Raw genomic sequence first — 22,863 nt, forward strand, 5'->3', positions numbered from 1 at the left:
CCTGATCCCATCCCGAACTCAGCAGTGAAACGATGCATCGCCGATGGTAGTGTGGGGTTTCCCCATGTGAGAGTAGGTCATCGTCAAGATTAAATTCCGAAACCCCAATTGCGAAAGCAGTTGGGGTTTTGTTTTGCCTGCGAGAAAGTGCCCGGACAACCTGACTAGGTTGCCCGCGCCAGCTTCCACTGCCTGGCCAGATGCACATAGACAATCACGTTGATGAGAAGCACCAGGCTGCCCAGCCCTAGCTGTATCGCCGGTGTCAGTCCGGCCGGGTATATCAACGGCCACACATAGTGCTCGATGAAACTGTCACCGTAACCGTCCTGTCCGGCAGATTGGCGCCAGAGGTTTTCCCAGCGGGTCAGGGGACAGCTCAACTGGAAGATTTCGACGACCACGCCCCATACGGCTGCCGGAAGGTGCCACCAGATCAAGTGCCGCCATTTGAGCGTCAACAGGCCGCCGAAAAGTGCGAACACAATGAACAATAGATGAAACAGTACCAGCCCGTCGGCGGCTATTCGGTAAAGCATGACGACTCCGTCCTCTGATTGTTTTCCATAGCCGCCGAATATGCGGTTTTGTTGAAGTAAGGCTGCTCGCCTTCACCAAAACCACATATCACACGGTGATTTTTTGTCCTGTCTCTCGCCACCTATACTCAAAATACCATGGTTGGAAATGCTGCTCGTTTCGTTCGGACAGCGTAAAGATTAGCGCTGCCGTGTCATTTCTAGGGGACTGCGATCTTGAATCTGCGTTTCCTGCACGTTGTCTTGTTCGCGGTGTTGGCGGGATGTGCCACAGTCCATCGCGCCTCCGAGCCGGCTGCGCCCGTGGTGATCTCGCAAGCAACCTGGCAACAGATTGATCAAGACATAGACACCGCTTCATTGGCCTCCAAAGGGGTAGTCAAACGTTACACGCGTAGCGCCATGGAGCGCTGGAGAGCGCTGGTCTACCAGCGTACTGAAACGGACTTCATCCCGTGGTTTACCAGCTATTGGACCCAGCAATGGCTGTCTGCGAAGGTGGGCTGGTACAAGATGAGCAGTGGGGGAGAGGTCGACCCTGTGGTCAACCGGCTAACGGTCTATCTACAGGAGCAATACCATGAGCGCGTGCTGGACCCCGTCGCCAAGATCACCGATCCCAACGCAATTATGGTCGATGCAATTGCCCTGTATTTACAGACCCTCGACGCGCATCTCGTAGAGATCCAGCAGCACTACAGTGCACCTCAAGATCAATTCGACCGTCGACTCAACGACATTCCGGCAATCGCGCTGGCACCTCCGCCCGCACGCAACGCTTCGCTCTATCAAATTGCTCACGCCGAACCGGTTACCAATCTGCCAGCCTATCAGGCCTTGATCGAACGAGTCCGCAGCGCTAACAGCGGTGCGGGAGCCGGGTTATCGGACGCCGGTATATCGTCAGTGGCCAAGCGAGCCGGCGAAAAACTCGAAGCCGAGATTGCCACCCGCAGTGCCGCCGGTGCTGTTGCCGCGGCAGTTGGCCGAGTAGCGGGGGCAGTAATTTCTGTGGTATCGGCGAGTGTTGGTGCTGCCTCGAACGAGCATGATCGGCCGGAGACAGAAGCACAGCTACGCAAAAGCCTGGGCGACGCGTTCGACAAAGCGTGGCTTGGGTTGATAGAGAATGAAGCCAATGGGGTAATGGCGGGGGTCTACTATATTTCAGGACAGATAGAAGGCAGTCTCGCCAAAAACCTGCCGGTCGTGCCCGAACCTGCACCGCTAGAGTCTCCTCTGCAAGGCGGTCAGGCTCTTCAGTAGGAAAGTAGCCCGCCTCCTGCTAATCAATAGGCGGACATCCATTGAGGGGGGCGCTGGCCATTTTACTGATCAGGCTGGCCAGTCGTTTTACATTGTTTTGATGAGCCGCCACCAAATCATTGACGGTCGACCCCGCCGGTGTTTGCAACGTTGTGCGGCAGGTCAGCGGTGCCCTGTTTGCATCGGCTCCAGCAGTTCTCAGGCGCCATTTCACATCGACGAGTGCGTATTGACCGGGGACAGAATCAAAACGCTGCACATCGACCCGCAGCGATACATCGCGCTGAGACGTTGTGCCAGACAGTTGATTGACCAAGGCGCTTTTCAACTCATCGGACAGGCTGGCCCCCCACCATTCGGTTTCCAGAATTGCCAGGCCACTGTTGCCCTGACGAATGACGATTTGCGGGCGGTCAACCTGAGGCGGCACAGTGACCCGCTCAATCTGGATATCTGCGCCACCCCGCGCGCCAACGGTCAGCTGGGTCGGGGTCAGGGTATGGTAATGAATTGGATCGCTGCGACATGCAGCGAGCAACACCACCAGACTGAGCAATGAACACTTCAGCGATAAAGACACGGGCTGCTCMTGGGTCAATTGCTCGAAGACGGCTGCAGGTCTTGTGTCGGGGCACCTTTGGGGCGTCCGCGCACCAGGGATTCAGGATGACGGGTCAGGTAGTCTGACAATTCACGCAGCGAGCGTGATGCGCGCCCGAGTTCGTCCAGGGTTTCACTCAATTGCTCACGTTGCGGCGAGCCTTCGGCGAGGGTCGAGTTGGCCGATTGCAGGGTTTTGCTCATCTCCTGCAAGGTGTTCTGTACACCAGGCAGTGTCGTGCTATTGACTTGTTTGAGGCTTTTTCGCAGTTCTGTCAGATTGTCATCAAGGTTGTTGGCGATGCGCTCGATCGGTAGCTTGTTGATCTTTTCGATCACTGCCTGAAGCTGCTCTTGCAACTGCTCGAGGCTCGCAGGAACAGTGGGTATCCGCATTGGCCGGGCGTTGGGGTCGAAGGCAACTTTTTCGGCTTTAGGGAAGAAATCCAGTGCAATGTACAGTTGCCCGGTCAACAGATTTCCGCTGCGGGCTTGGGCGCGCAGACCGTTTTCGACAAAGCTGCCCATGAGTCGATTAACCGCCTGTTCGTCGTCGGGGTTGTAGTTCAGGGCCTTCAGCATCTTGATATGGGCTTGGCCCAGACGTTGCGGATAGATCACGATGCCCACGTTGATGGGGAAACTGTGGGCCTTCTCATCGTAGTCCAGATTGATCGCGACCACCTTGCCGATATCCAGTCCCTGGAATTCCACGGGGGCATCCACCTTCAAGCCGCGCAACGCCTGATTGAAACGCAGCGACAGGAATTGTGCCTTGCCGTTGGGTGGGGCAAGGGCGGTCTGTTGATTGTCGAACAGCTCGAAGCTCCTGTTTTCGGCCGCCGGTTGGTCGTTGGGACTGTAGTCTGGAGCACGAAAGGTAATTCCGCCCACCAGCAAGGCTGACAGTGACTCGGTTTTGAACGCAAAGCCATTGGCGCCCACATCGATGGCGATACCGCTGACATTCCAGAAACGAGTGTTTTCGGTGACGTGGACATCGTTCGGCGCCTTGACGAAGACCTGGATATCCACCCCCTTGCCTTCCGAATCCAGGGTATAGGCGACCACTTGCCCCACCGGGATCTTGCGGAAATAAACAGGGGAGCCAATCTCCAGTGAGCCGAGATCCTGGGTGTGCAACATGAAATGTTTGCCCGGTTCACCAAAGGTGAGGGGCAGTGGGGCTTCAAGTCCGATGAAGGTTTTGGCGCGGGCATCGGCGCGACCGGCGTCGGCACCGACAAAGGCGCCCGAGAGCAACGTGTCAAATCCAGACACGCCGCCGGCACCAATGCGTGGCCGCACGACCCAGAACTTCGAGTCTTTGCGGGTGAAGGATTCCGCCTGTTTGACGAGTTTTACCGTGGCGTTGACGCTCTTCTGATCGTCGCTCAATTCAACGTCGGAGACATGGCCGATCACCACGTTTCGGTACTTGACCTCGGTCTTGTTGGCGATGAGACCTTCGCCAGTCTTGAAGTTGATAATGATGGTTGGCCCTTGTTGCAGTATGTTGTGCACCACCAGGGACGCCCCGACCAGCACCGCGACGATCGGCACGATCCATACCAGCGAAAAACTCCAGCGACGAGTCTTGATACTGGCATGGCCGGGGACCGGCTGTTCCTCAGTGGCTTGCGACTCCATCCATGATCTCCTCGGATTTTCGGTTTTCCCAAATCAGGCGCGGGTCAAAACTCATTGCCGAGAGCATGGTGAACACCACCACCAGACCAAAGAACAGAATCCCCAAGCGGGGTTCGATATCGCCCAGCGCCTGGAACTTCACCAGCGCCGCTACCAGTGCGACGACAATCACATCGAGCATCGACCAGTAGCCGATCAACTCGACGAAACGGTAGAGTTTTGAACGCTCTTTGCGGGCCCAGAGGCTGCCGCGTTGTACCGTGATCAGCAGCAGCGAGAGGGCCACGAACTTGATGCCTGGCACCGCAATACTGGCGATGAAAATGATCAGCGCAATGTCCCAGGCACCATGCTCCCAGAACTCCAGCACGCCGCCGATGATGGTGCTTTCAGAGTCACTGCCCAACATGCTGGTGTTCATGACCGGCAACAGATTGGCCGGGATGTAAAACACCATTGAGGCCAGCAGGTAGGCCCAGGTTCGGGTCAATGAGTTGGCTTTGCGGGCATGCAAGGGGGCGCCACAGCGCTCGCACTCGTGTGGGTGGTCGGTCATGTCACAGGCATTGCCGCAGCTGTGGCACAGGCAAAGGTTGAGATCGCGGGCTTCAGGTGCTGTGTTCATAGGGTGTCCCACAGGTCGCGAACATCGCGGCCGGCAATCCGGATCAGCAGCAAGCTAAGCACCGAGAGGGCAAACAGGCCGATGCCTGGTAGCACATCAAGCAGACCTGCAAGTTTGAACACCGAGACCAGCGCCCCCAGCAGACAAACCTCAAGCATGCTCCAGGGCCTTAGCGTTTCCAGCCAGCGCATGCACAGCTTGAAGGCCGGTGAGCGCTTGGTCGCGAGGGCGAAACTCAGCACCCAGACCAGCAACAGCAGTTGAATGATCGGCGCGATGATCATGGCGATGGCCGCCACCATGGCCATGAAGGTGATCGGCCCCTGGCTGAGCGCCAGCACCGAGTCCCATAAGGTGGCGCTATTTTGCAGGCCTTTGAGGCTGATGCTCATCACCGGATAGAAGTTGGCGAAAATCCACAGCACGGCGGCCGTCAGGCTCAAGGCCAGGCGTTGCTCCACTGACAATCCGTTGTAGCGCTGGAGTACCCCGCCACAGCGCGTGCACAAGGCGGTTTGATGTTTGGCGAGCGCCACTTTTTCATACACGCAATCGCAATGTTCACAGATGATCAAATGATCAGTCCTGGTCATGGTTCGCGCTCAGGGGAAGTCGGAAGCTACAGGCCGTTAAATGAATATAGAAGTCCCTCGCGATAGAGCAAATCCAAAGTGCGAGGCTTGAGACAATACGGGAGGGCAAGCGCTGGTAGCTTGTGGCTTTCGTCACCAACAACTGCGAGTTCTTGAGGATCAAGAGCGCGCAGTCAGTGGTTCGGGTTGATGGGCGAGAGACGTTATTCGCCGCGGATGTACTGCTCCAGTTGCTGGATCAGCTCGGCCTGCTCGGCAATGGCTTCCTTGACGAGGTCGCCGATGGACAGCAAACCCAGCAGTTGACCGTTTTCCACCACCGGCAAATGACGCAGGTGCTTGTCGGTCATGATATTCATGCAGGTTTGCACGGATTGATGGGAGTCCACCGTGATCACTGGCGAGTTCATGATGTCGCTGACGGGCGTACCGACCGAAGAGCGACCTTTGAGCACCAGTTTGCGCGCATAGTCGCGTTCACTGATCACGCCAACGATTCGACCGTCTTTGAGTACCGGCAATGCACCGACGTTTTTTGCGGCCATGACCATCAGGGCTTCGAGCACCATCTGATGCGAGTTGATGGTATGAACCTGCTGGTTCTGTTCGGCCTTTAACTTGAGCAGTTGCGCGACGGTCTTCATGAGGGCCTCTCCGGTGTTGTATTTATCAGGCGTCGCCAAGCGCGTTGACGCTTATACAGAATCATAGACGCAGGCCAACAGAACAAGAGGGCAAAGCGGCACTCAGGGGTTCTAAAACGTCATCGAAGGGCGTTTGCGCTATCAGCAGTGCGGTTTCGCTGTTGGCAGTCGCTGATAGCCCGGGCGGGCTATCAGCGTCGTGGCACGCTCGCTTAGCAGTAGCGATCGATCACGCATACACCGGACTGGCCCTGTGCACTCTTCCACGCCTGATTCAGCGTCTCGAGAACACGCCCGACAAAGTCTTTGTCGGCGGCAGCTTTCTTGCCAACATAACCCTGGCCGCGACGGTACATCTTCAATCGGGCACGCAAGTCATGCTTGTTTTTTTCGAACTCATCTTCATGAGCGTGGGGCGACAGGCAGTCGATATGCACCTGGCCAGACTCGGCAATCCACAGGATATGGCTGTCATGGCTGTCTTTGTGTGCTGCGAACATCCGAGCCAGTTCATCAATAGTCGGTTGATTGTTCAGATTCATTTGTAAGCCCCTTGACCAGTGTTTGATCTGTCTAGTTGGTTCGCTGATTCACTTCTCTGCATCGGTAAGTTGATATCTGGTACCGAAACCAGGGCGACAGTGGGTGTCTGCCGAATATCGGCAGGGCCTTGAGCAGGATGCATGTAGTCTTGCCGAGAAACTGCTACGCACGTGCGGCACAGCGGGGGAGAAACAGCGATTACCTGGACGTTGCTACCGACATTATTCAGCTCGGCCACAAGCATCTTGAGGATTGATCGCCAGCGTTTCCCGTCCTTGTACTGGACACTCATGCTGGGTCAGCTTCATCAATCTGCCTTGTGGGCAGTACACATCCGGGAGCAGCTCGGCGGTCAGTCGAGCTTTTTCACAACACTTTTGCCAATGCTCCCGATCGGGGAGACGTCCGCATCATGCAAGGGGAAAAACAACTCGTCAACGGTTTTGTAGTGAATATTTTAAATCACTACATAAAACGCTATGGCGCCCGTAGGGTCGGCCTAGAGCCTTGTCCTACAATCACTTGCGCGGCAAACGCAAAGGCAGCCGTGAGCATCGATGACGCGTAGAATCACCCTGTGAAATAGTCTTCGAGGTTGTAGTGGTGGATTTACAGCAGGGCTTTGTCTTGACCCGGCATTGGCGCGATACCCCGGCCGGCACGCAAGTCGAGTTCTGGTTAGCGACCGATCAAGGCCCAAGGCTTGTCCGGCTGCCGGTTCAGCCGTCGGTGGCGTTCATTCCCGAGCAGCAGCGCGAGCAGGCCGAGTTGCTGTTGCGTGGCGAGCAGGGTGTCGAACTTCGCCCGCTGGGGTTGCAGGATTTTCAGCATCGGCCGGTGTTCGGGCTGTATTGCCAGCAGCACCGCCAGTTGATGCACCTCGACACGTTGTTGCGCAGGGCCGGTGTCGATGTGTTTGAGGCGGATATCCGTCCGCCGGAACGCTACCTGATGGAGCGCTTCATCACCGCGCCAGTGTCGTTCACGGGAACGGCGGACGACTCCGGCGCACTGCTCGACGCTCATCTCAAACCTGCGCCGGACTATCGCCCGCACTTGAAACTGGTTTCGCTGGATATCGAAACCACCGAGCAGGGCGAGCTGTATTCGATTGCACTGGAAGGCTGTGGTCAGCGCCAGGTCTACATGCTCGGGGCGCCAAATGGTGATGACTCGTTGGTGGATTTTGCGCTTGAGTACTGCGACTCCCGAACCTTGTTGCTGAAAAAACTCAACGAGTGGTTTGCGCTCCACGATCCCGACGCAATCATCGGCTGGAACCTGGTGCAATTCGACCTGCGCGTGCTGCACGAGCATGCCCGGCGGCTGGCCGTGCCGTTGCGCCTGGGGCGCGGTGGCGAGGAGGTGCAGTGGCGTGAACACGGTTCGGGCAACAATCACTTCTTTGCCGCCGCCGCTGGCCGGCTGATCATCGATGGCATCGAGTCACTGCGCTCGGCGACCTGGAGTTTCCCTTCATTCAGCCTGGAAAACGTTGCGCAGACACTGCTGGGTGAAGGCAAATCGATCGACAATCCGTACCAGCGCATGGACGAAATCAACCGTATGTTCGCCGAGGACAAGCCCGCACTGGCGCGCTACAACCTCAAGGACTGCGAGTTGGTCACGCGGATCTTCCACAAGACCGAACTGCTGACCTTCTTGCTGGAGCGCGCCAGCGTCACCGGTTTACCGGCTGATCGCAGCGGCGGATCGGTGGCGGCCTTCACTCACCTCTACATGCCGTTGATGCACCGTCAGGGCTTTGTCGCGCCGAACCTCGGCGAGCGTCCTCCGCAGGCCAGTCCCGGCGGGTTTGTCATGGACTCGCAGCCGGGGTTGTATGAGTCGGTGCTGGTGCTCGATTACAAGAGCCTGTACCCGTCGATCATCCGGACCTTTTTGATCGACCCGGTGGGACTGGTGGAGGGCTTGCGCCACCCCGACGACAGCGAGTCGGTGCCGGGATTCCGAGGTGCGCGTTTCTCGCGGACGCGGCATTGCCTGCCAGCGATTGTCGCCCGTGTATCGGAAGGCCGGGAAGTTGCCAAGCGCGAGCACAATGCGCCGCTTTCCCAGGCCCTGAAAATCATCATGAACGCGTTCTATGGCGTACTCGGCTCCAGTGGCTGCCGGTTTTTCGATACGCGCCTGGCGTCATCGATCACCTTGCGCGGGCACGAGATCATGCTCAGGACTCGCCAACTGATCGAGGCGCAAGGGCACGCGGTGATTTATGGCGACACCGACTCGACCTTCGTCTGGCTGCGGCGTGCTCATGGTCAGGAAGAAGCGGCGCAGATCGGCCGGTCTCTGGTCGAATACGTCAACCAGTGGTGGCGCGATCACTTGCTGAAAGAGTTCGGGTTGCACAGCGTGCTCGAACTGCAATTCGAAACGCACTTTCGACGGTTTCTGATGCCGACCATTCGCGGCGCGGAAGAGGGCAGCAAGAAACGCTATGCCGGGCTGGTGACACGTGCCGACGGCACTGACGAAATGGTCTACAAAGGCCTGGAAACCGTGCGCACCGACTGGTCGCCGCTGGCCCGGCAATTTCAGCAGGAGCTCTACCTGCGAATCTTTCACCGTCGGCCTTATCAGGATTACGTTCGCGAGTTTGTCCGGGCGACGTTGGCCGGTGAGCACGATGACCTGCTGATCTATCGCAAGCGCCTGCGCCGGCCATTGGACGACTATCAACGCAACGTACCGCCCCATGTGCGCGCCGCACGCCTTGCCGACGAATACAACGATCGACTGGGCCGGCCACTGCAGTATCAACGTGGCGGCTGGATCAGCTACGTGATCACGGTGGCGGGTCCCGAACCGCTGGAAACCCGCAGCGCGCCGATTGACTACGACCATTACGTCAGCCGCCAACTGCAGCCGGTGGCGGACGCGATCCTGCCGTTTGTCGATGACGACTTCAGCACGCTGATTGGCGGGCAATTGGGTTTGTTCTAAGCCTCAGACCATCGCCAGCCGATGCTTGCGGGTGGGGGCGCCAAACGCTCGATCCAGTGCCTGAAGATCTTCAGCATCGAGCTTCAATTCGCCGGCGGCAGCGTTCAACCGCACGTGTTCTGGATGTACCGCTTTGGGAATGGCAATCACGCCGTCCTGACGCAGAATCCAGGCCAGTGACACCTGGGCCGCAGTGACGTTATGGCGTGCGGCGATCTGCTTCAGCACCGGCTCGACCAGAAGGCCCCCAGCCTGGGCAATCGGACAATAAGCCATCAACGGCATGCGCTGTTGCTGGCACCAGGGCAGCAGGTCGAATTCGATGCCGCGCTCCTCGAGGTTGTAGAGCACCTGATTGGTGGCGCAGGCGTCCGAGCCCAATTCGTGCAAGTCCGCTACGTCGAAATTCGACACGCCCCAACGGCCAATCTTGCCGTCGTCGCGCAGGCGTTCGAAAGCATCGACGGTCTCTGCGAGCGGAAACTGGCCGCGCCAGTGCAGCAAATACAGATCGATGTAGTCGGTTCCCAAACGGCGCAAGCTGCGTTCGCAGGCCAGAGGAATACCGCGTTGGCTGGCGTTGTGCGGGTAGACCTTGCTGACCAGAAACACCTGATCGCGAACACCGGTAATGGCTTTGCCAACCACTTCCTCCGCGCCGCCCTCGGCATACATTTCTGCGGTGTCGATCAGGGTCATTCCCAGCTCGATGCCGGTGCGCAATGCAGCGATTTCACGGGTTCGTTGTTGCGGATCTTCACCCATGCGCCAGGTGCCCTGACCAATGACAGGGACGGGCACCCCAGCCAGTTCAAGCGTTCGCATCACAACCTCCAGACGAGACTTGATGAATAGAAATTGGGCCGCAGCGAAGCCAAGAGGTTCTATCGCACACTCGACGCCATCCATTGCATATATTTAAAAGGAATAAATATCTAGTTATTTATTCCTTTGTTCTGTTTTCAATCGGGTGCATTTTAAGGCTGTGCACAGCCGTGCTCATGTAGCCATTTCGACAGGAAGCCTAGTCATGACCATCAAAGCGATCAACGTCCGCAATCAGTTCAAAGGCATCGTCAAGGAAATCCTGGAAGGGCCGGTGGTCTCTGAAGTCGATGTACAAACCGCTTCCGGGATTGTCACTTCGGTGATTACCACGCGTTCGATTCGCGATCTCGAGTTGGTGGTGGGCAGCGAGGTCATCGCGTTCGTCAAATCCACTGAGGTCTCGATCGCCAAGCTCTGACGATAGTGGGATAACTGCCAAAAGCAAAAAGGGCGCCCGAGGGCGCCCAAAATCACCTTAACCGAGGAGCCAGGTGAGGCCGTTCGTGTAACTGCGGCGGTGGTAAGGCGCTGCGTGAACGGAATTGCGTGGCACGCCCAAAGGCGTGCCGTTATCTATTCAGTGCTGTCGCGATGAAACGCGACGGCGTTAAGCCGTCGCACCGATCTGTTGGGTAGCAGGTCGTTGTGAAGCCGGTTGCGTCCAGGATTCGCTGGCGGTCTGATCCATGGCTTCCTGGATCGCGCGCTTGCGAGTGGCTTCGGCCTTGCGGCTGAAGTACCAGACCATGAAGGTCACGATCGACACCGCGAGCAGAATCAGGCTGGCCACCGCATTGATCTCGGGCTTCACGCCCAGGCGTACGGCCGAGAACACTTCCATCGGCAAGGTCGTGGAGCCCGGCCCGGAGACGAAACTCGCCAACACCAGGTCATCCAGCGACAGGGCGAACGACATCATGCCGCCGGCGGCCAGCGAGGGTGCGATCATCGGAATGGTGATCAGGAAGAACACCTTCAATGGCCGGGCACCGAGGTCCATCGCGGCCTCTTCGATGGACAGGTCCAGCTCACGCAAGCGCGCCGAGACCACCACCGCCACATAGGCGGCGCAGAACGTGGTGTGGGCGATCCAGATGGTGACGATGCCGCGTTCCTGCGGCCAGCCGATCATCTGTGCCATCGCCACGAACAGCAGCAACAGCGACAGACCGGTGATCACTTCCGGCATCACCAGCGGCGCGGTGACCAGGCCGCCGAACAGCGTGCGGCCCTTGAAGCGGGTGACGCGGGTCAGCACGAAAGCGGCGAGTGTCCCCAGTGCTACGGCGGCAATCGCGGTGTAGCAGGCGATTTCCAGCGAGCGCACCACCGAGCCCATCAGTTGAGTGTTGTCCAGCAGGCCGACGTACCACTTCACCGACCAGCCGCCCCAGACTGTCACCAGTTTCGAGGCGTTGAACGAGTAGATCACCAGGATCAGCATCGGCATGTAGATGAACAGCAGGCCGAGCACCAGCATCATTCGTGAAAATCCGAAACGGTTCATGCCCGTCCCTCCATCTCTTTGGCCTGGCTGCGGTTGAACAGGATGATCGGCACAATCAGGATCGCCAGCATCACCACCGCCAATGCAGACGCCACTGGCCAGTCACGGTTGTTGAAGAACTCCTGCCACAGCACGCGACCGATCATCAGGGTTTCCGGGCCGCCGAGCAGTTCCGGAATCACGAACTCACCGACCACTGGAATGAACACCAGCATGCAGCCTGCGATGATGCCGTTCCTGGCCAGCGGTACGGTGATTTTCCAGAAGTTGTTGAAGTTGCTTGAACCCAGGTCCGATGCGGCCTCCAGCAGACTGCCGTCATGCTTGACGAGGTTGGCGTACAGCGGCAGCACCATGAACGGCAGGTATGCATACACCACGCCGATGTAGACCGCGGTGTTGGTGTTGAGGATTTCGATCGGCTCTGAAATCAGTCCGGTCCAGAGCAAGAAGGCATTGAGCAAACCGTTGTTGCTGAGGATGCCCATCCACGCATACACGCGGATCAGGATGGCGGTCCAGGTCGGCATCATGATCAGCAGCAGCAGGACGTTCTGCGCTTCCTTGCTGGCCTTGGAAATCGCGTAGGCCATCGGGAAACCGATCACCAGGCACATCGCCGTGCTGAGGGCGGCCATTTTCAACGAGCCCAGATAAGCCGAGATGTACAGCTCATCGTCGCCCAGCATGGCGTAGTTGCCGAGGTTCAACAGCAGATGGAATTTCTGTTCGGCGAAGCTGTAGATCTCGGAGTAGGGTGGAATGGCCAGGGCTGCTTCGGAAAAACTGATCTTCATCACCAGGAAAAACGGCAGCATGAAGAACAGGCACAGCCACAGGAATGGAATACCGATCACGACTTTACGGCCGCTCGGCAAAGACCGCTGAAACTGCTGAGTGAGAGTGTTCATGCGCGCAGTACCACGCCGCTGTCGTCTTCCCACCAGACGTAGACCTGATCGTCCCAGGTCGGGCGTGTGCCACGGCGTTCGGCGTTGGCCATGAACGACTGCACGATCTTGCCGCCAGGCAGCTCCACGTAAAACACCGAGTGCCCGCCGAGGTAGGCGATGTCATGCACCTTGCCCTGAGACCAGTTGTAACGGGTATCGGGTTTGAGGGTGCTGACCAGCATTTTTTCCGGGCGGATGGCGTAGGTGATCGACTTGTCCTGCACCGACGTACTCACGCCGTGACCGACGTAGATCTTCTGTTCCAGGTCCGGGCTGTGAATGATCGCGTGACCTTCCAGATCTTCTACAACGGTGCCGTCGAAGGCGTTCACGTTGCCGATGAATTCGCAGACCATGCGGCTGACCGGCGCTTCATAAATGTCGACCGGGCTACCGATCTGGGCGATCCAGCCCAGGTGCATGATCGCGATGCGTTGGGCCATGGTCATGGCCTCTTCCTGGTCGTGGGTCACCATGACGCAGGTCACGCCGACGCGCTCGATGATTTCCACCAACTCGAGTTGCATCTGCGAGCGCAGCTTTTTATCCAATGCACCCATCGGCTCATCGAGTAGCAGCAGTTTCGGACGCTTGGCCAGCGAACGAGCCAACGCAACACGCTGACGCTGACCGCCAGAGAGCTGATGCGGCTTGCGCTTGGCGTACTGGGTCATGTGCACCAGCTTGAGCATTTCTTCGACGCGGGCTTCGATTTCACTGGCGGGCAGACGGTCCTGCTTCAGGCCGAAGGCAATGTTCTGCGCCACGGTCATGTGTGGAAACAGTGCGTAGGACTGGAACATCATGTTGATCGGCCGCTCGTACGGCGGCATATCGGTGATGTCCACGCCATCGAGGTAGATCCGCCCTTCGGTCGGTCGCTCAAAGCCTGCCAGCATGCGCAGGAGTGTCGATTTGCCGGAACCCGAACCGCCCAGCATGGCGAAGATTTCGCCTTGGTGGATGTCCAGGGACACATCGTCTACGGCAATGGTTTCGTCAAATTTCTTGGTTACGCGGTCGACTCTCACCAGAACCTTTTTCGGTTGCTGATTACCTTCCAGAGCCTTCCTGTAAATGCTGGAGGCGTTTGCCATGTGAAACTCCCAACAGGTGTCAGTCGTCGGGCCAATACGGCCTGACTTAATAGTTGATTGCGAACCCGCACCGGGCGATGCCAGTCAGTTCAGCGGTGATCCCTTGTGGGAGCGAGCCTGCTCGCGAAAGCGGTAGATCAGTCAACATTGATGTCGCATGACGCATTGCATTCGCGAGCAGGCTCGCTCCCACAGGGGATCGCGCTTGCTGGGTATCGTCCGGCCTGGGCCAATTCGGCGCCGCCGTCCTGGCTGCCTGGTCGTACTTGTTGTTATTGCGGTGTGTCGTTTTCGTGAGTCACGGATGCGCAAGGGCGCGCCCGCCCGACTCACGTGGGCAGTAAATGGATTAATCGAGTGTTCAGTCAGCGCGGATTACGCAGCGCCGCCCGTTGCCGGCACGCGTCGCCAAACGCCTGGAAGATGCGCAGGTACACCGGGTTGTCCAGGACCTGCCATTCCGGGTGCCATTGCACGCCGAGGGCGAAGGCCTTGCTGTGCTCAACGGAAATCGCTTCGATCAGGCCATCGGGAGCGATGGCTTCGGCGCGCAGGCCGGGGGCCAGTCGGTCGATGCCTTGGCTGTGAATCGAATTGACCTGGAACACCGGCGGCAATTCCAGCGCTTGGAACACACCGCCCGGTTGCACATTGACCGCGTGAGCCGGTGCGTACTGCACCGCCAGGTCCGGATGATCCGCTTCCCGGTGATCGAGCATGCCGGGCAGTTCGTGGACCTTCTGATGCAGGCTGCCGCCGAACGCCACGTTCATTTCCTGAAAGCCGCGACAGATACCGAGCACCGGGACACCGGCGGCAATCGCTGCACGCAATAAGGGAAGGGTGGTGCTGTCCCGGGCAGGATCGTGATCCGTGCCGGGTGCGCTGGCGGGGCCTTGATAGTGGAAGGGCTCCACATTCGACGGCGAACCGGTCAGCAACAAGCCGTCGAGATGCGCGAGCAGCTCATCAATCTCGGTCAGTTCGCCTAAGGAAGGAATGATCACCGGCAGCCCCAGAGCCGCGACGCTGACAGCACGCAAGTACTTGTCGCCGCTGACGTGGTAGGGGTGCAGGCCAATCTGTTTGACGCACGCAGTAACGCCGATCAATGGCTTGAGTGCCATTTTTATCACCTCGAAGTTTCACACTTGAACGAGCTTTTCCGGAGCTTAGCCTCGTTGATTTTAATTAACAACTCTCATGTAAAAAATTCTAAACGCAAAAACGGTCGGGAATCCGGGGTGGCGCGGGTTTCAGGCAGTAAATAGGGTGGTTGGTGGCTGAGGCGGCCAATAAATTCAACGTGAAAGGCGCTTCGTTCGCTATTGACTTCACTTTGCCTTTCGGTTTGACTGGGCTCGTGAAAGTGCGGTGAACATAATAATTAACAGCTAATAGGTGCATCATGTCGGTCCCTCTGCGTGCCGTTCAACTCAACGAAGCAAACGCATTCCTTAAGAAATATCCTGAGGTTTTGTACGTCGACCTTCTGATTGCGGATATGAACGGTGTGGTGCGCGGCAAGCGCATCGAGCGCACCAGTCTTCATAAGGTTTACGAAAAAGGCATTAACCTGCCGGCGTCACTGTTCGCTCTGGACATCAATGGTTCCACGGTGGAAAGCACCGGCCTGGGCCTGGACATCGGTGACTCCGACCGAATCTGCTACCCGATTCCCGGCACCCTGAGCATCGAGCCTTGGCAGAAGCGCCCCACCGCGCAACTGTTGATGACCATGCACGAACTCGAAGGCGAGCCGTTCTTTGCCGACCCGCGTGAAGTGCTGGCCAATGTGGTGCGCAAGTTCGATGCAATGGGCCTGACCATCTGCGCCGCGTTCGAACTCGAGTTCTACCTGATCGACCAGGACAACGTGAACGGTCGTCCGCAGTCGCCACGCTCACCGGTTTCCGGCAAGCGTCCGATGTCGACCCAGGTGTACCTGATCGACGACCTCGACGAATACGTCGATTGTCTGCAAGACATCCTTGAAGGCGCGAAAGAGCAGGGCATCCCGGCTGACGCCATCGTCAAGGAAAGTGCGCCGGCGCAGTTCGAAGTGAACCTGCATCACGTCTCCGACCCGATCAAGGCCTGCGACTATGCGGTGCTGCTCAAGCGTCTGGTGAAGAACATCGCTTACGACCATGAAATGGACACCACCTTCATGGCCAAGCCGTATCCGGGCCAGGCGGGCAACGGTCTGCACGTGCACATTTCGATTCTCGACAAAGAAGGCAACAACATCTTTGCCAGCGAGGATCCCGAGCAGAACGCCGCACTGCGTCACGCGATCGGCGGTGTGCTCGAGACCCTGCCGGCGCAGATGGCCTTTCTCTGCCCGAACGTCAACTCGTACCGTCGTTTCGGCGCACAGTTCTACGTGCCGAACTCGCCGAGCTGGGGCATCGACAACCGTACCGTTGCGGTCCGTGTGCCCACCGGTTCCGCAGACGCCGTGCGAATCGAACACCGCGTGGCTGGCGCCGATGCCAACCCGTACCTGCTGATGGCCTCGGTGCTGGCCGGTATTCACCACGGCCTGACCAACGAAATCGAGCCGGGCCCACCGGTGGAAGGCAACAGCTACGAGCAGAACGAACAGAGCCTGCCGAACAACCTGCGCGATGCACTGCGCGAGCTGGACGACAGCGAAGTCATGGCCAGGTACATCGACCCGCTGTACATCGACGTGTTCGTGGCGTGCAAGGAAAGCGAGCTGGCCGAGTTCGAGAACTCCATCTCGGACCTTGAGTACAACTGGTATCTGCACACTGTCTGACGGCTAAACCCCTGTGGAATTGGCGGTGCACACACAACATGTGTCCACCACCATTCCCTGTGGGAGCGAGCCTGCTCGCGATAGCGGCGGATCAATCAATATTGATGTCATCTGGCACACCGCTATCGCGAGCAGGCTCGCTCCCACAAGGGGTTGTGGTTTTCTGGTCCTTAATGGGTTGGCCTTGGTCCGACAACTACTTATCCCTCTGCGTTGAGTCACTTCAATGGCAATTACTCGCAGCGACTGGGAGCAACGCTTCCAGTCCTTGACAATCGAAGGTCGGGCATTCATTGACGGCCACTACTGCTCGGCACTTAGCCGCGACACCTTTGAATGCGTGAGCCCGGTGGACGGCCGCTTCCTGGCGAACGTCGCCAGCACCGACGAAGCCGACGCGAATGTGGCGGTGCAGGCTGCGCGCCGGGCGTTCGAGTCCGGCGTCTGGGCCAAACTGGCCCCGGCTGAGCGCAAGCGCATCCTGATTCGTTTCGCCGATCTGATTCTGGCGAACCAGGAAGAACTGGCGCTGCTGGAAACCCTCGACATGGGCAAGCCGATCAGCGACGCCATGAGCATCGACATTCCTGCGACCGCCAACGCGATCCGCTGGAGCGCCGAGGCGATCGACAAGATCTACGACGAAGTTGCGGCGACGCCGCACGACCAGTTGGGTCTGGTCACCCGTGAACCGTCAGGCGTGGTCGCGGCCATCGTACCGTGGAACTTCCCGTTGATCATGGCCAGCTGGAAGTTCGCACCGGCCCTGGCGGCGGGTAACTCGTTCATCCTCAAGCCTTCGGAAAAGTCACCGCTGACGGCGATTCGCATCGCCCAACTGGCGCTCGACGCGGGCATCCCGAAAGGCGTGTTCAACGTCCTGCCGGGCTTCGGTCACACCGTCGGCAAGGCGCTGGCGCTGCACATGGACGTCGACGTTCTGGCCTTCACCGGCTCGACGGCGATTGCCAAGCAACTGCTGATCTACGCCGGGCAAAGCAACATGAAACGCGTCTGGCTGGAAGCCGGTGGCAAAAGCCCGAACGTGGTGTTTGCCGACGCGCCGGATCTGCGCGCGGCAGCTACAGCTGCGGCCAGTGCGATCGCCTTCAACCAGGGTGAAGTCTGCACCGCCGGTTCGCGTTTGCTGGTGGAACGTTCGATTCGCGAGCAGTTCATCCCGCTGCTGGTGGAAGCGCTGCAAGCCTGGAAACCGGGGCATGCCCTCGATCCGGAAACCACCGTCGGCGCAGTGGTCGATCAGCGCCAACTGGACAACGTGCTGCGCTACATCAGCATCGGCAAAGAGCAGGGCGCCCAACTGATTGCGGGCGGTAATCGCGCCCTTGAAGACACCGGTGGCCTGTACGTGGAACCGGCAATTTTCGACGGCGTGACCAACGCCATGACCATCGCCCGGGAAGAGATCTTCGGCCCGGTGCTGTCGCTGATCACCTTCGACACCGCCGAAGAAGCATTGGCGATTGCCAACGACAGCATCTTCGGTCTGGCCGCCGGGGTCTGGACCAGCAACCTGAGCAAGGCCCACACCTTCGCTCGCGGCTTGCGCGCCGGCAGCGTCTGGGTCAACCAGTACGACGGCGGCGACATGACCGCGCCGTTCGGCGGGTTCAAGCAGTCGGGTAACGGTCGGGACAAATCGCTGCATGCGTTCGATAAATACACCGAACTCAAAGCGACCTGGATCAAGCTCTAACACTTCTACAGCGGCGGTCGCAGGCAAGTGCCCGCGACCGTTCGGGAACTCAATCATGCAAAAACATGTAAACAGCTACTACGCCGCAACCCGCAACGAGACCATCGATTTTCCGGTGCTCGAAGAACTGGTCGAGTGCGATGTCTGCGTCATCGGCGCGGGCTACACCGGTTTGTCCTCGGCCCTGTTCCTCAGTGAAGCGGGCTACAGCGTCACCGTGCTCGAAGCCGCCAAGGTCGGCTACGGCGCCAGCGGTCGCAACGGCGGTCAACTGGTCAACTCCTACAGCCGCGACGTCGATGTCATCGAAGAGCGTTACGGCGACAAGACTGCCGAAGTGCTGGGCAGCATGATCTTTGAGGGCGCGGACATCATCCGTTCGCGCATCAAGCAGTACGACATCAAGTGCGACTACAAGCCCGGTGGCATTTTCGCGGCGCTGAACAAGAAGCAGCTCAAAGGCCTGGCCGAGCAGAAACGCAGCTGGGAGCGCTACGGCAACAAGAACCTGAGAATGCTCGACGCGGCCGAGATCAAGCACGAAGTGGGTTGCGACAACTACGTCGGCGGCCTGCTGGACATGCAGGGCGGCCACATCCACCCATTGAACCTGGCACTCGGTGAAGCCTCGGCCATCATCGGCCTGGGCGGCAAGATCTACGAGCAATCGGCGGCCGTGGAAATCACCTACGGCGAGCCGATCACCGTGCGCACTGCCAAAGGCGTGGTGCGGGCCAAATACCTGCTGATCGCCGGCAACGCCTACTTGCCTCAGGACCTCGACAACCGCGTCACCCGCAAGAGCATGCCCTGCGGTTCGCAAATCGTCGTCACCGAGCCCTTGTCGGCCAAAGTCGCCAAGAGCCTGATCAGCAACAACTACTGCGTCGAAGACTGCAACTACCTGCTCGACTACTACCGCCTGACCGCCGACAACCGTCTGCTGTACGGCGGCGGCGTGGTCTACGGCGCCCGCGAACCGGACGACATCGAACAACTGATCCGTCCGAAAATCCTCAAGACCTTCCCGCAATTGAAGGACGTGAAGATCGACTACCGCTGGACCGGCAACTTCCTGCTGACCATGTCGCGCATGCCGCAATTCGGCCGTATCGAGAAAAACGCCTACTACATGCAAGGCTACAGCGGCCACGGCGTCACCTGCTCGCACCTGGCTGGCAAACTGATCTCGGAAATGATCCGCGGCGACGCCGAACGCTTCGACGCGTTCGCCTCCCTGCCGCACATGCCGATGTTCGGCGGTCGCACCTTCCAGGCCCCGCTCACCGCCATGGGCGCCGCGTACTACGCACTGCGTGACCGTTTCGGCATCTAAACGCCACAATCCCTGTGGGAGCGAGCCTGCTCGCGATGAGGTCGGCACAATCAACATTGATCGCCTGACACACCGCCATCGCGAGCAGGCTCGCTCCCACAGGAGATTGATGGCGGACACAAAATCTGTGGRCGACCGGGACCAACCTGTGGGAGCGAGCYTGCTCGCGAAGAGGCCGGCACAGTCAACATTGATGCTACCTGACACACCGCCATCGCGAGCAAGCTCGGCTCCCACAAGAGATTGATGGCGGACGCAAAACCCGTGGACGATCGGGACCAACCTGTGGGAGCGAGCCTGCTCGCGAAGAGGCCGGCACAGTCAACATTGATGCTACCTGACACACCGCCATCGCGAGCARGCTCGGCTCCCACAGGAGATCGATGGCGGACACAAAATCTGTGGGCGATCGGGACCAACCTGTGGGAGCGAGCCTGCTCGCGATGAGGCCGGCCCATTCAACATTGATATCGCCTGACACACCGCCATCGCGAGCAAGCTCTGCTCCTACAGGAGATTGATGGCGGACACAAAATCCGTGGACGACCGGGACCAACCTGTGGGAGCGAGCCTGCTCGCGAAGAGGCCGGCACAGTCAACATTGATGCCGCCTGACACACCGCCATCGCGAGCAGGCTCGCTCCCACAATTTGCCCATCTAAACTGAGTGAGATCAGGCTCAACAGCCTTTTTACCCAACCATTTATCGAACCTGCTGAGCAACACCAGCAAACGTGATTTAATACCCGACTTTCACGGTTCAGGGACAGGGAAGCGGTGTTCTTCGCGGCCAAAAGTCGCCCGCCATCCACCCCCATTACCCGAGGGTCTGTACGTAAACTCGCCGAGCGGCGATCAGGCAAGGCAAAAACAGGCGAGCAAGCGGAATGTAGGGACCTACATGAGCATTGCGAGCCTGTTTTTAACGCAGCATGATCGTCGCGCAGGCAGTTTTCGTACAGAGCCTAAGTCGTTCTCACATAAGGCTGTCATGGATACGGGTTCTCGACTCAAATTAGTACGCGAAAGCTACAAACTGTCCCAGCGCGAGCTGGCCCGGCGTAGCGGCGTCACCAATGCCACCATCTCCCTGATCGAACAGAATCGAGTCAGTCCTTCTGTCAGTTCCCTGAAAAAGCTCCTCGAAAGCATTCCCATGTCTTTGGCGGACTTCTTCACCTTCGATCAGCCGCCCCAAGAGCACAAATACGTCTTCCGCGCCAACGAGCAGCCCGACCTGGGCCGTGATGGCCTGCGTCTTTTGCTGATCGGCGCTTCGGTGCCGAGTCGGCAGATGCGTCTGTTGCGCGAGCAATACGCACCGGGTGCCAGTTCTGGCGAAGAGCCGATTGTGCATGTGGAAGGGGAGGAGTGTGGGCTCGTTACGCGTGGCACGGTTGAGCTGACGGTTGATGGGCAGGTCAGTGTGCTCAACGCTGGCGACGGGTATTACTTCCCGACGACGCTGCCGCATCGGTTTCGGAATATTGGGGCGGATGAGGCTGAAATCATCAGTGCCAACACCCCGGCGAACTTCTGATGGGAAAGGCGGCTTGAGGGCTGCTTCGGTCCCGAGTGTGCGAAAACCTGCACCTTTACCTGACGCTGGATTCAAAAAATGAACGATCGGCTTTGCCTTGTCTTTGTTCCAGCATTAGTAGCTCTTCTCACTAATGCCGAAAAAACAAAAGGCTCTCCGTTGACTGAATCGGAAGTACTTACGATCAGAGATCAAGCAGCATGTATTGCAGTCCCGGTAAGCTCCGCAATTGAAATGGAAGAAAAGCGTGGGTACGCAGACATAGTGGCAGAAGACTGTTGGGTTGGATGGCTGTCCGCACGATCCAAGATATTTGGTTCTTAGATCAGTCCATCGCTATGCGTTTAAGCCCGTCATCATTTCGCTCCAATTGACAATCCGGATCATCCAAAACACTATCACCCCATGACCTACACACGCCGCATAAACATGATGTGCTCCTCCATGACCGCCTCTGGCGGGCCGTGAGGTCATGCGTTCGTAGGATTTGACGTAATAACCCAAGGCCCCGCCAGAAATGGACGGGGCTTTTTAGTTCTCCGTCCACCGATGGCTAACGGAGAATGAAATGTTCGAGATCAGACGCGCCACGCCAAGCGATTCCCAAACAGCCTTCGACATTCGCCTTCAAGCGATACGGCACCAGTGCATCGGCGCCTATACGAACGAAAAAGGTGACGGATCTATTTAAGTAAATAGATCCGTCACCTTTTTATTTTACAGGGCTTAACCGACTGGCATCAGGCGATACGTCGACGGCATTCTTGTAGCCCTGTCAGTGCGTTTTCAACTAGTGCTCCAGTGCTTTGCACTGATTGCGCAGGCCGTCGTCTTTGATATTTTGGCAACCCCCCCAGCCCTGCTTGGCCTTGCAATAGTTGCGCTGGTCATCATCGCGGATGTTCCCACAATCACTGCCACCTGTTTCCCCTTTGCAGGCATTGCGCAGGTCGTCGTCTTTGATATTTTGGCAGCCTCCCGAGCCCTGCTTGGCCTTGCAATAGTTGCGCTGGTCATCGTTGCGGATGTTTCCACAATCGCCAGTACCTTCTGTTTCTGCTTTGCAGGCATTGCGCAGGTCGTCATCTTTGATGTTTTGACAGCCGCCTCGTCCCTCACGAGCCTTGCAATAGTTACGCTGGTCATCATTGCTGATGTTGTCGCAACTGGCGTAAACGTAGCTGCTGAACATCAACAACACGGCGAGGATTAGTCTCATTACACACTTCCATGATTTACCAGGGAACAGCCTGGTGCTGGTTGGTCCAAGATGATTGGGTGTTGTGGCGCGCTATCACATTGACATCATTTTATAGGAAAGTTCCAAGGCGGAATACGAGGGCATAGGTACATGGAACGCCGCCTCTCAAATTAGTACGCGAAAGCTACAAACTGTCCCAGCGTAGCGGCGTCACTTGCGCTTGCTCGGACGGTATCTACGCCGACCAGTCGAAGCAGTACACAAATTCGTAGGAGCTGCTGCAGGCTGCGATCTTTTGAGGCAGCCAACACTTAACCGACAGGCATTAGCCTGGGTGGTTGCTTTCGAACCTGAACGTTTTCAAACAGCCGGACGCGGATGTTTTGTAACGCTGCTCCAAGATTGACACGCCGGATCACCCCAAACACTATCGCCCCATGACCTACACACGCCGCATGAACATGATGTGCTC

General features: G+C 58.1%; 21 protein-coding genes, 1 rRNA gene and 1 pseudogene. 10 read left to right on the forward strand and 13 right to left on the reverse strand.

Annotated features, from left to right (window positions below):
• A 5S ribosomal RNA gene (gene rrf, locus AC1DHT_RS26440) occupies positions 1-89 on the forward strand; the annotation flags it as partial.
• 75 nt (positions 90-164) lie between these two features.
• On the opposite strand, the gene AC1DHT_RS26445 is transcribed toward rrf, so the two are convergent.
• Complete coding sequence (locus AC1DHT_RS26445; protein ID WP_427543820.1) at positions 165-539, reverse strand: DUF2784 domain-containing protein; 375 nt, start codon at positions 537-539, stop codon at positions 165-167.
• A gap of 216 nt (positions 540-755) precedes the next feature.
• On the opposite strand from AC1DHT_RS26445, the gene AC1DHT_RS26450 reads away from it, so the two are divergent.
• Positions 756-1,805 carry a hypothetical protein gene (locus AC1DHT_RS26450; protein WP_427543817.1) on the forward strand — a complete coding sequence of 350 codons (1,050 nt, stop codon included), beginning with the start codon at positions 756-758 and terminating at the stop codon, positions 1,803-1,805.
• A 19-nt stretch (positions 1,806-1,824) separates the two neighbouring features.
• Here the strand turns inward: AC1DHT_RS26450 and AC1DHT_RS26455 are convergent, their stop codons facing one another.
• The 6 genes from AC1DHT_RS26455 to AC1DHT_RS26480 form a co-directional block, all read right to left on the reverse strand.
• Entirely contained in the window at positions 1,825-2,385 is a 561-nt protein-coding gene (locus AC1DHT_RS26455) for a PqiC family protein (RefSeq protein ID WP_427543832.1), read from the reverse strand.
• A gap of 14 nt (positions 2,386-2,399) precedes the next feature.
• Positions 2,400-4,055: a PqiB family protein gene (locus tag AC1DHT_RS26460; protein WP_427543814.1), complete on the reverse strand. Its 1,656-nt coding sequence runs from the start codon at positions 4,053-4,055 to the stop codon at positions 2,400-2,402.
• Positions 4,036-4,680, reverse strand: coding sequence for a paraquat-inducible protein A (locus AC1DHT_RS26465; protein WP_427543811.1), 645 nt, complete (start codon positions 4,678-4,680; stop codon positions 4,036-4,038). The genes AC1DHT_RS26460 and AC1DHT_RS26465 overlap by 20 nt, the downstream gene beginning before the upstream one ends.
• Positions 4,677-5,273, reverse strand: coding sequence for a paraquat-inducible protein A (locus tag AC1DHT_RS26470; RefSeq protein ID WP_427543808.1), 597 nt, complete (start codon positions 5,271-5,273; stop codon positions 4,677-4,679). The genes AC1DHT_RS26465 and AC1DHT_RS26470 overlap by 4 nt, the downstream gene beginning before the upstream one ends.
• Positions 5,274-5,476: 203 nt before the next feature.
• Positions 5,477-5,917 (reverse strand): CBS domain-containing protein, encoded by a 441-nt coding sequence (locus tag AC1DHT_RS26475; protein WP_054598134.1) that lies wholly within the window; start codon positions 5,915-5,917, stop codon positions 5,477-5,479.
• Between the two features lie 212 nt (positions 5,918-6,129).
• Positions 6,130-6,459, reverse strand: coding sequence for a hypothetical protein (locus tag AC1DHT_RS26480; RefSeq protein ID WP_427534299.1), 330 nt, complete (start codon positions 6,457-6,459; stop codon positions 6,130-6,132).
• 604 nt (positions 6,460-7,063) lie between these two features.
• Between AC1DHT_RS26480 and AC1DHT_RS26485 the strand changes: the two genes are divergently transcribed.
• Entirely contained in the window at positions 7,064-9,427 is a 2,364-nt protein-coding gene (locus AC1DHT_RS26485; protein WP_427543805.1) for a DNA polymerase II, read from the forward strand.
• 3 nt (positions 9,428-9,430) lie between these two features.
• Here AC1DHT_RS26485 and AC1DHT_RS26490 read toward each other — a convergent pair whose 3' ends face one another.
• Positions 9,431-10,252 (reverse strand): aldo/keto reductase, encoded by an 822-nt coding sequence (locus tag AC1DHT_RS26490; protein WP_427543802.1) that lies wholly within the window; start codon positions 10,250-10,252, stop codon positions 9,431-9,433.
• Positions 10,253-10,457: 205 nt separating this feature from the next.
• Here AC1DHT_RS26490 and AC1DHT_RS26495 point away from each other — a divergent pair, with 205 nt between their 5' ends.
• Positions 10,458-10,673: a TOBE domain-containing protein gene (locus AC1DHT_RS26495; RefSeq protein WP_054598130.1), complete on the forward strand. Its 216-nt coding sequence runs from the start codon at positions 10,458-10,460 to the stop codon at positions 10,671-10,673.
• A 189-nt stretch (positions 10,674-10,862) separates the two neighbouring features.
• Here the strand turns inward: AC1DHT_RS26495 and AC1DHT_RS26500 are convergent, their stop codons facing one another.
• The 4 genes from AC1DHT_RS26500 to AC1DHT_RS26515 all read right to left on the reverse strand — a co-directional run bounded on the left by AC1DHT_RS26500 (position 10,863) and on the right by AC1DHT_RS26515 (position 14,939).
• Complete coding sequence (locus AC1DHT_RS26500; protein ID WP_427543799.1) at positions 10,863-11,762, reverse strand: ABC transporter permease subunit; 900 nt, start codon at positions 11,760-11,762, stop codon at positions 10,863-10,865.
• Positions 11,759-12,640: an ABC transporter permease subunit gene (locus AC1DHT_RS26505; RefSeq protein ID WP_427543829.1), complete on the reverse strand. Its 882-nt coding sequence runs from the start codon at positions 12,638-12,640 to the stop codon at positions 11,759-11,761. The genes AC1DHT_RS26500 and AC1DHT_RS26505 overlap by 4 nt, the downstream gene beginning before the upstream one ends.
• A 29-nt stretch (positions 12,641-12,669) precedes the next feature.
• The gene (locus tag AC1DHT_RS26510; protein ID WP_054598125.1) at positions 12,670-13,812 is read right to left on the reverse strand and encodes an ABC transporter ATP-binding protein; all 1,143 of its coding nucleotides are present in this window, start codon (positions 13,810-13,812) and stop codon (positions 12,670-12,672) included.
• Between the two features lie 365 nt (positions 13,813-14,177).
• Positions 14,178-14,939, reverse strand: coding sequence for a gamma-glutamyl-gamma-aminobutyrate hydrolase family protein (locus AC1DHT_RS26515; RefSeq protein WP_427543796.1), 762 nt, complete (start codon positions 14,937-14,939; stop codon positions 14,178-14,180).
• 281 nt (positions 14,940-15,220) lie between these two features.
• On the opposite strand from AC1DHT_RS26515, the gene AC1DHT_RS26520 reads away from it, so the two are divergent.
• From AC1DHT_RS26520 to AC1DHT_RS26545, 6 genes and pseudogenes are all read left to right on the forward strand, one after another.
• A complete protein-coding gene (locus AC1DHT_RS26520) occupies positions 15,221-16,597 on the forward strand; it encodes a glutamine synthetase family protein (protein WP_427543793.1) in 1,377 nt (458 codons plus the stop codon).
• Between the two features lie 226 nt (positions 16,598-16,823).
• Positions 16,824-18,314, forward strand: a complete 1,491-nt coding sequence (locus AC1DHT_RS26525) for an aldehyde dehydrogenase (RefSeq protein ID WP_427543790.1) — start codon at positions 16,824-16,826, stop codon at positions 18,312-18,314.
• 55 nt (positions 18,315-18,369) lie between these two features.
• Positions 18,370-19,650, forward strand: coding sequence for an NAD(P)/FAD-dependent oxidoreductase (locus tag AC1DHT_RS26530; RefSeq protein ID WP_427543787.1), 1,281 nt, complete (start codon positions 18,370-18,372; stop codon positions 19,648-19,650).
• 991 nt (positions 19,651-20,641) lie between these two features.
• Complete coding sequence (locus tag AC1DHT_RS26535; protein ID WP_427543784.1) at positions 20,642-21,190, forward strand: cupin domain-containing protein; 549 nt, start codon at positions 20,642-20,644, stop codon at positions 21,188-21,190.
• A gap of 78 nt (positions 21,191-21,268) precedes the next feature.
• The gene (locus tag AC1DHT_RS26540; RefSeq protein WP_427543781.1) at positions 21,269-21,514 is read left to right on the forward strand and encodes a hypothetical protein; all 246 of its coding nucleotides are present in this window, start codon (positions 21,269-21,271) and stop codon (positions 21,512-21,514) included.
• A gap of 244 nt (positions 21,515-21,758) precedes the next feature.
• A pseudogene (locus AC1DHT_RS26545) lies at positions 21,759-21,863 on the forward strand (GNAT family N-acetyltransferase); the annotation flags it as partial.
• A 117-nt stretch (positions 21,864-21,980) separates the two neighbouring features.
• Here the strand turns inward: AC1DHT_RS26545 and AC1DHT_RS26550 are convergent.
• Positions 21,981-22,382: a hypothetical protein gene (locus AC1DHT_RS26550; protein WP_427543779.1), complete on the reverse strand. Its 402-nt coding sequence runs from the start codon at positions 22,380-22,382 to the stop codon at positions 21,981-21,983.
• Between the last annotated feature and the right edge of the window lie 481 nt (positions 22,383-22,863).

Source organism: Pseudomonas sp. 05N432 (assembly GCF_056396945.1).

Bases quoted from the DNA above. Each gene is read 5' to 3' on its own strand.
- AC1DHT_RS26515 (WP_427543796.1), bottom strand. From the start codon at position 14,939: ATGGCACTCAAGCCATTGATCGGCGTTACTGCGTGCGTCAAACAGATT.
- AC1DHT_RS26495 (WP_054598130.1), top strand. From the start codon at position 10,458: ATGACCATCAAAGCGATCAACGTCCGCAATCAGTTCAAAGGCATCGTC.
- AC1DHT_RS26445 (WP_427543820.1), bottom strand. From the start codon at position 539: ATGCTTTACCGAATAGCCGCCGACGGGCTGGTACTGTTTCATCTATTG.
- AC1DHT_RS26550 (WP_427543779.1), bottom strand. From the start codon at position 22,382: ATGTTCAGCAGCTACGTTTACGCCAGTTGCGACAACATCAGCAATGAT.
- AC1DHT_RS26510 (WP_054598125.1), bottom strand. From the start codon at position 13,812: ATGGCAAACGCCTCCAGCATTTACAGGAAGGCTCTGGAAGGTAATCAG.
- AC1DHT_RS26460 (WP_427543814.1), bottom strand. From the start codon at position 4,055: ATGGAGTCGCAAGCCACTGAGGAACAGCCGGTCCCCGGCCATGCCAGT.
- AC1DHT_RS26470 (WP_427543808.1), bottom strand. From the start codon at position 5,273: ATGACCAGGACTGATCATTTGATCATCTGTGAACATTGCGATTGCGTG.
- AC1DHT_RS26480 (WP_427534299.1), bottom strand. From the start codon at position 6,459: ATGAATCTGAACAATCAACCGACTATTGATGAACTGGCTCGGATGTTC.
- AC1DHT_RS26490 (WP_427543802.1), bottom strand. From the start codon at position 10,252: ATGCGAACGCTTGAACTGGCTGGGGTGCCCGTCCCTGTCATTGGTCAG.
- AC1DHT_RS26535 (WP_427543784.1), top strand. From the start codon at position 20,642: ATGGATACGGGTTCTCGACTCAAATTAGTACGCGAAAGCTACAAACTG.
- AC1DHT_RS26475 (WP_054598134.1), bottom strand. From the start codon at position 5,917: ATGAAGACCGTCGCGCAACTGCTCAAGTTAAAGGCCGAACAGAACCAG.
- AC1DHT_RS26500 (WP_427543799.1), bottom strand. From the start codon at position 11,762: ATGAACCGTTTCGGATTTTCACGAATGATGCTGGTGCTCGGCCTGCTG.
- AC1DHT_RS26465 (WP_427543811.1), bottom strand. From the start codon at position 4,680: ATGAACACAGCACCTGAAGCCCGCGATCTCAACCTTTGCCTGTGCCAC.
- AC1DHT_RS26540 (WP_427543781.1), top strand. From the start codon at position 21,269: ATGAACGATCGGCTTTGCCTTGTCTTTGTTCCAGCATTAGTAGCTCTT.
- AC1DHT_RS26530 (WP_427543787.1), top strand. From the start codon at position 18,370: ATGCAAAAACATGTAAACAGCTACTACGCCGCAACCCGCAACGAGACC.
- AC1DHT_RS26520 (WP_427543793.1), top strand. From the start codon at position 15,221: ATGTCGGTCCCTCTGCGTGCCGTTCAACTCAACGAAGCAAACGCATTC.
- AC1DHT_RS26525 (WP_427543790.1), top strand. From the start codon at position 16,824: ATGGCAATTACTCGCAGCGACTGGGAGCAACGCTTCCAGTCCTTGACA.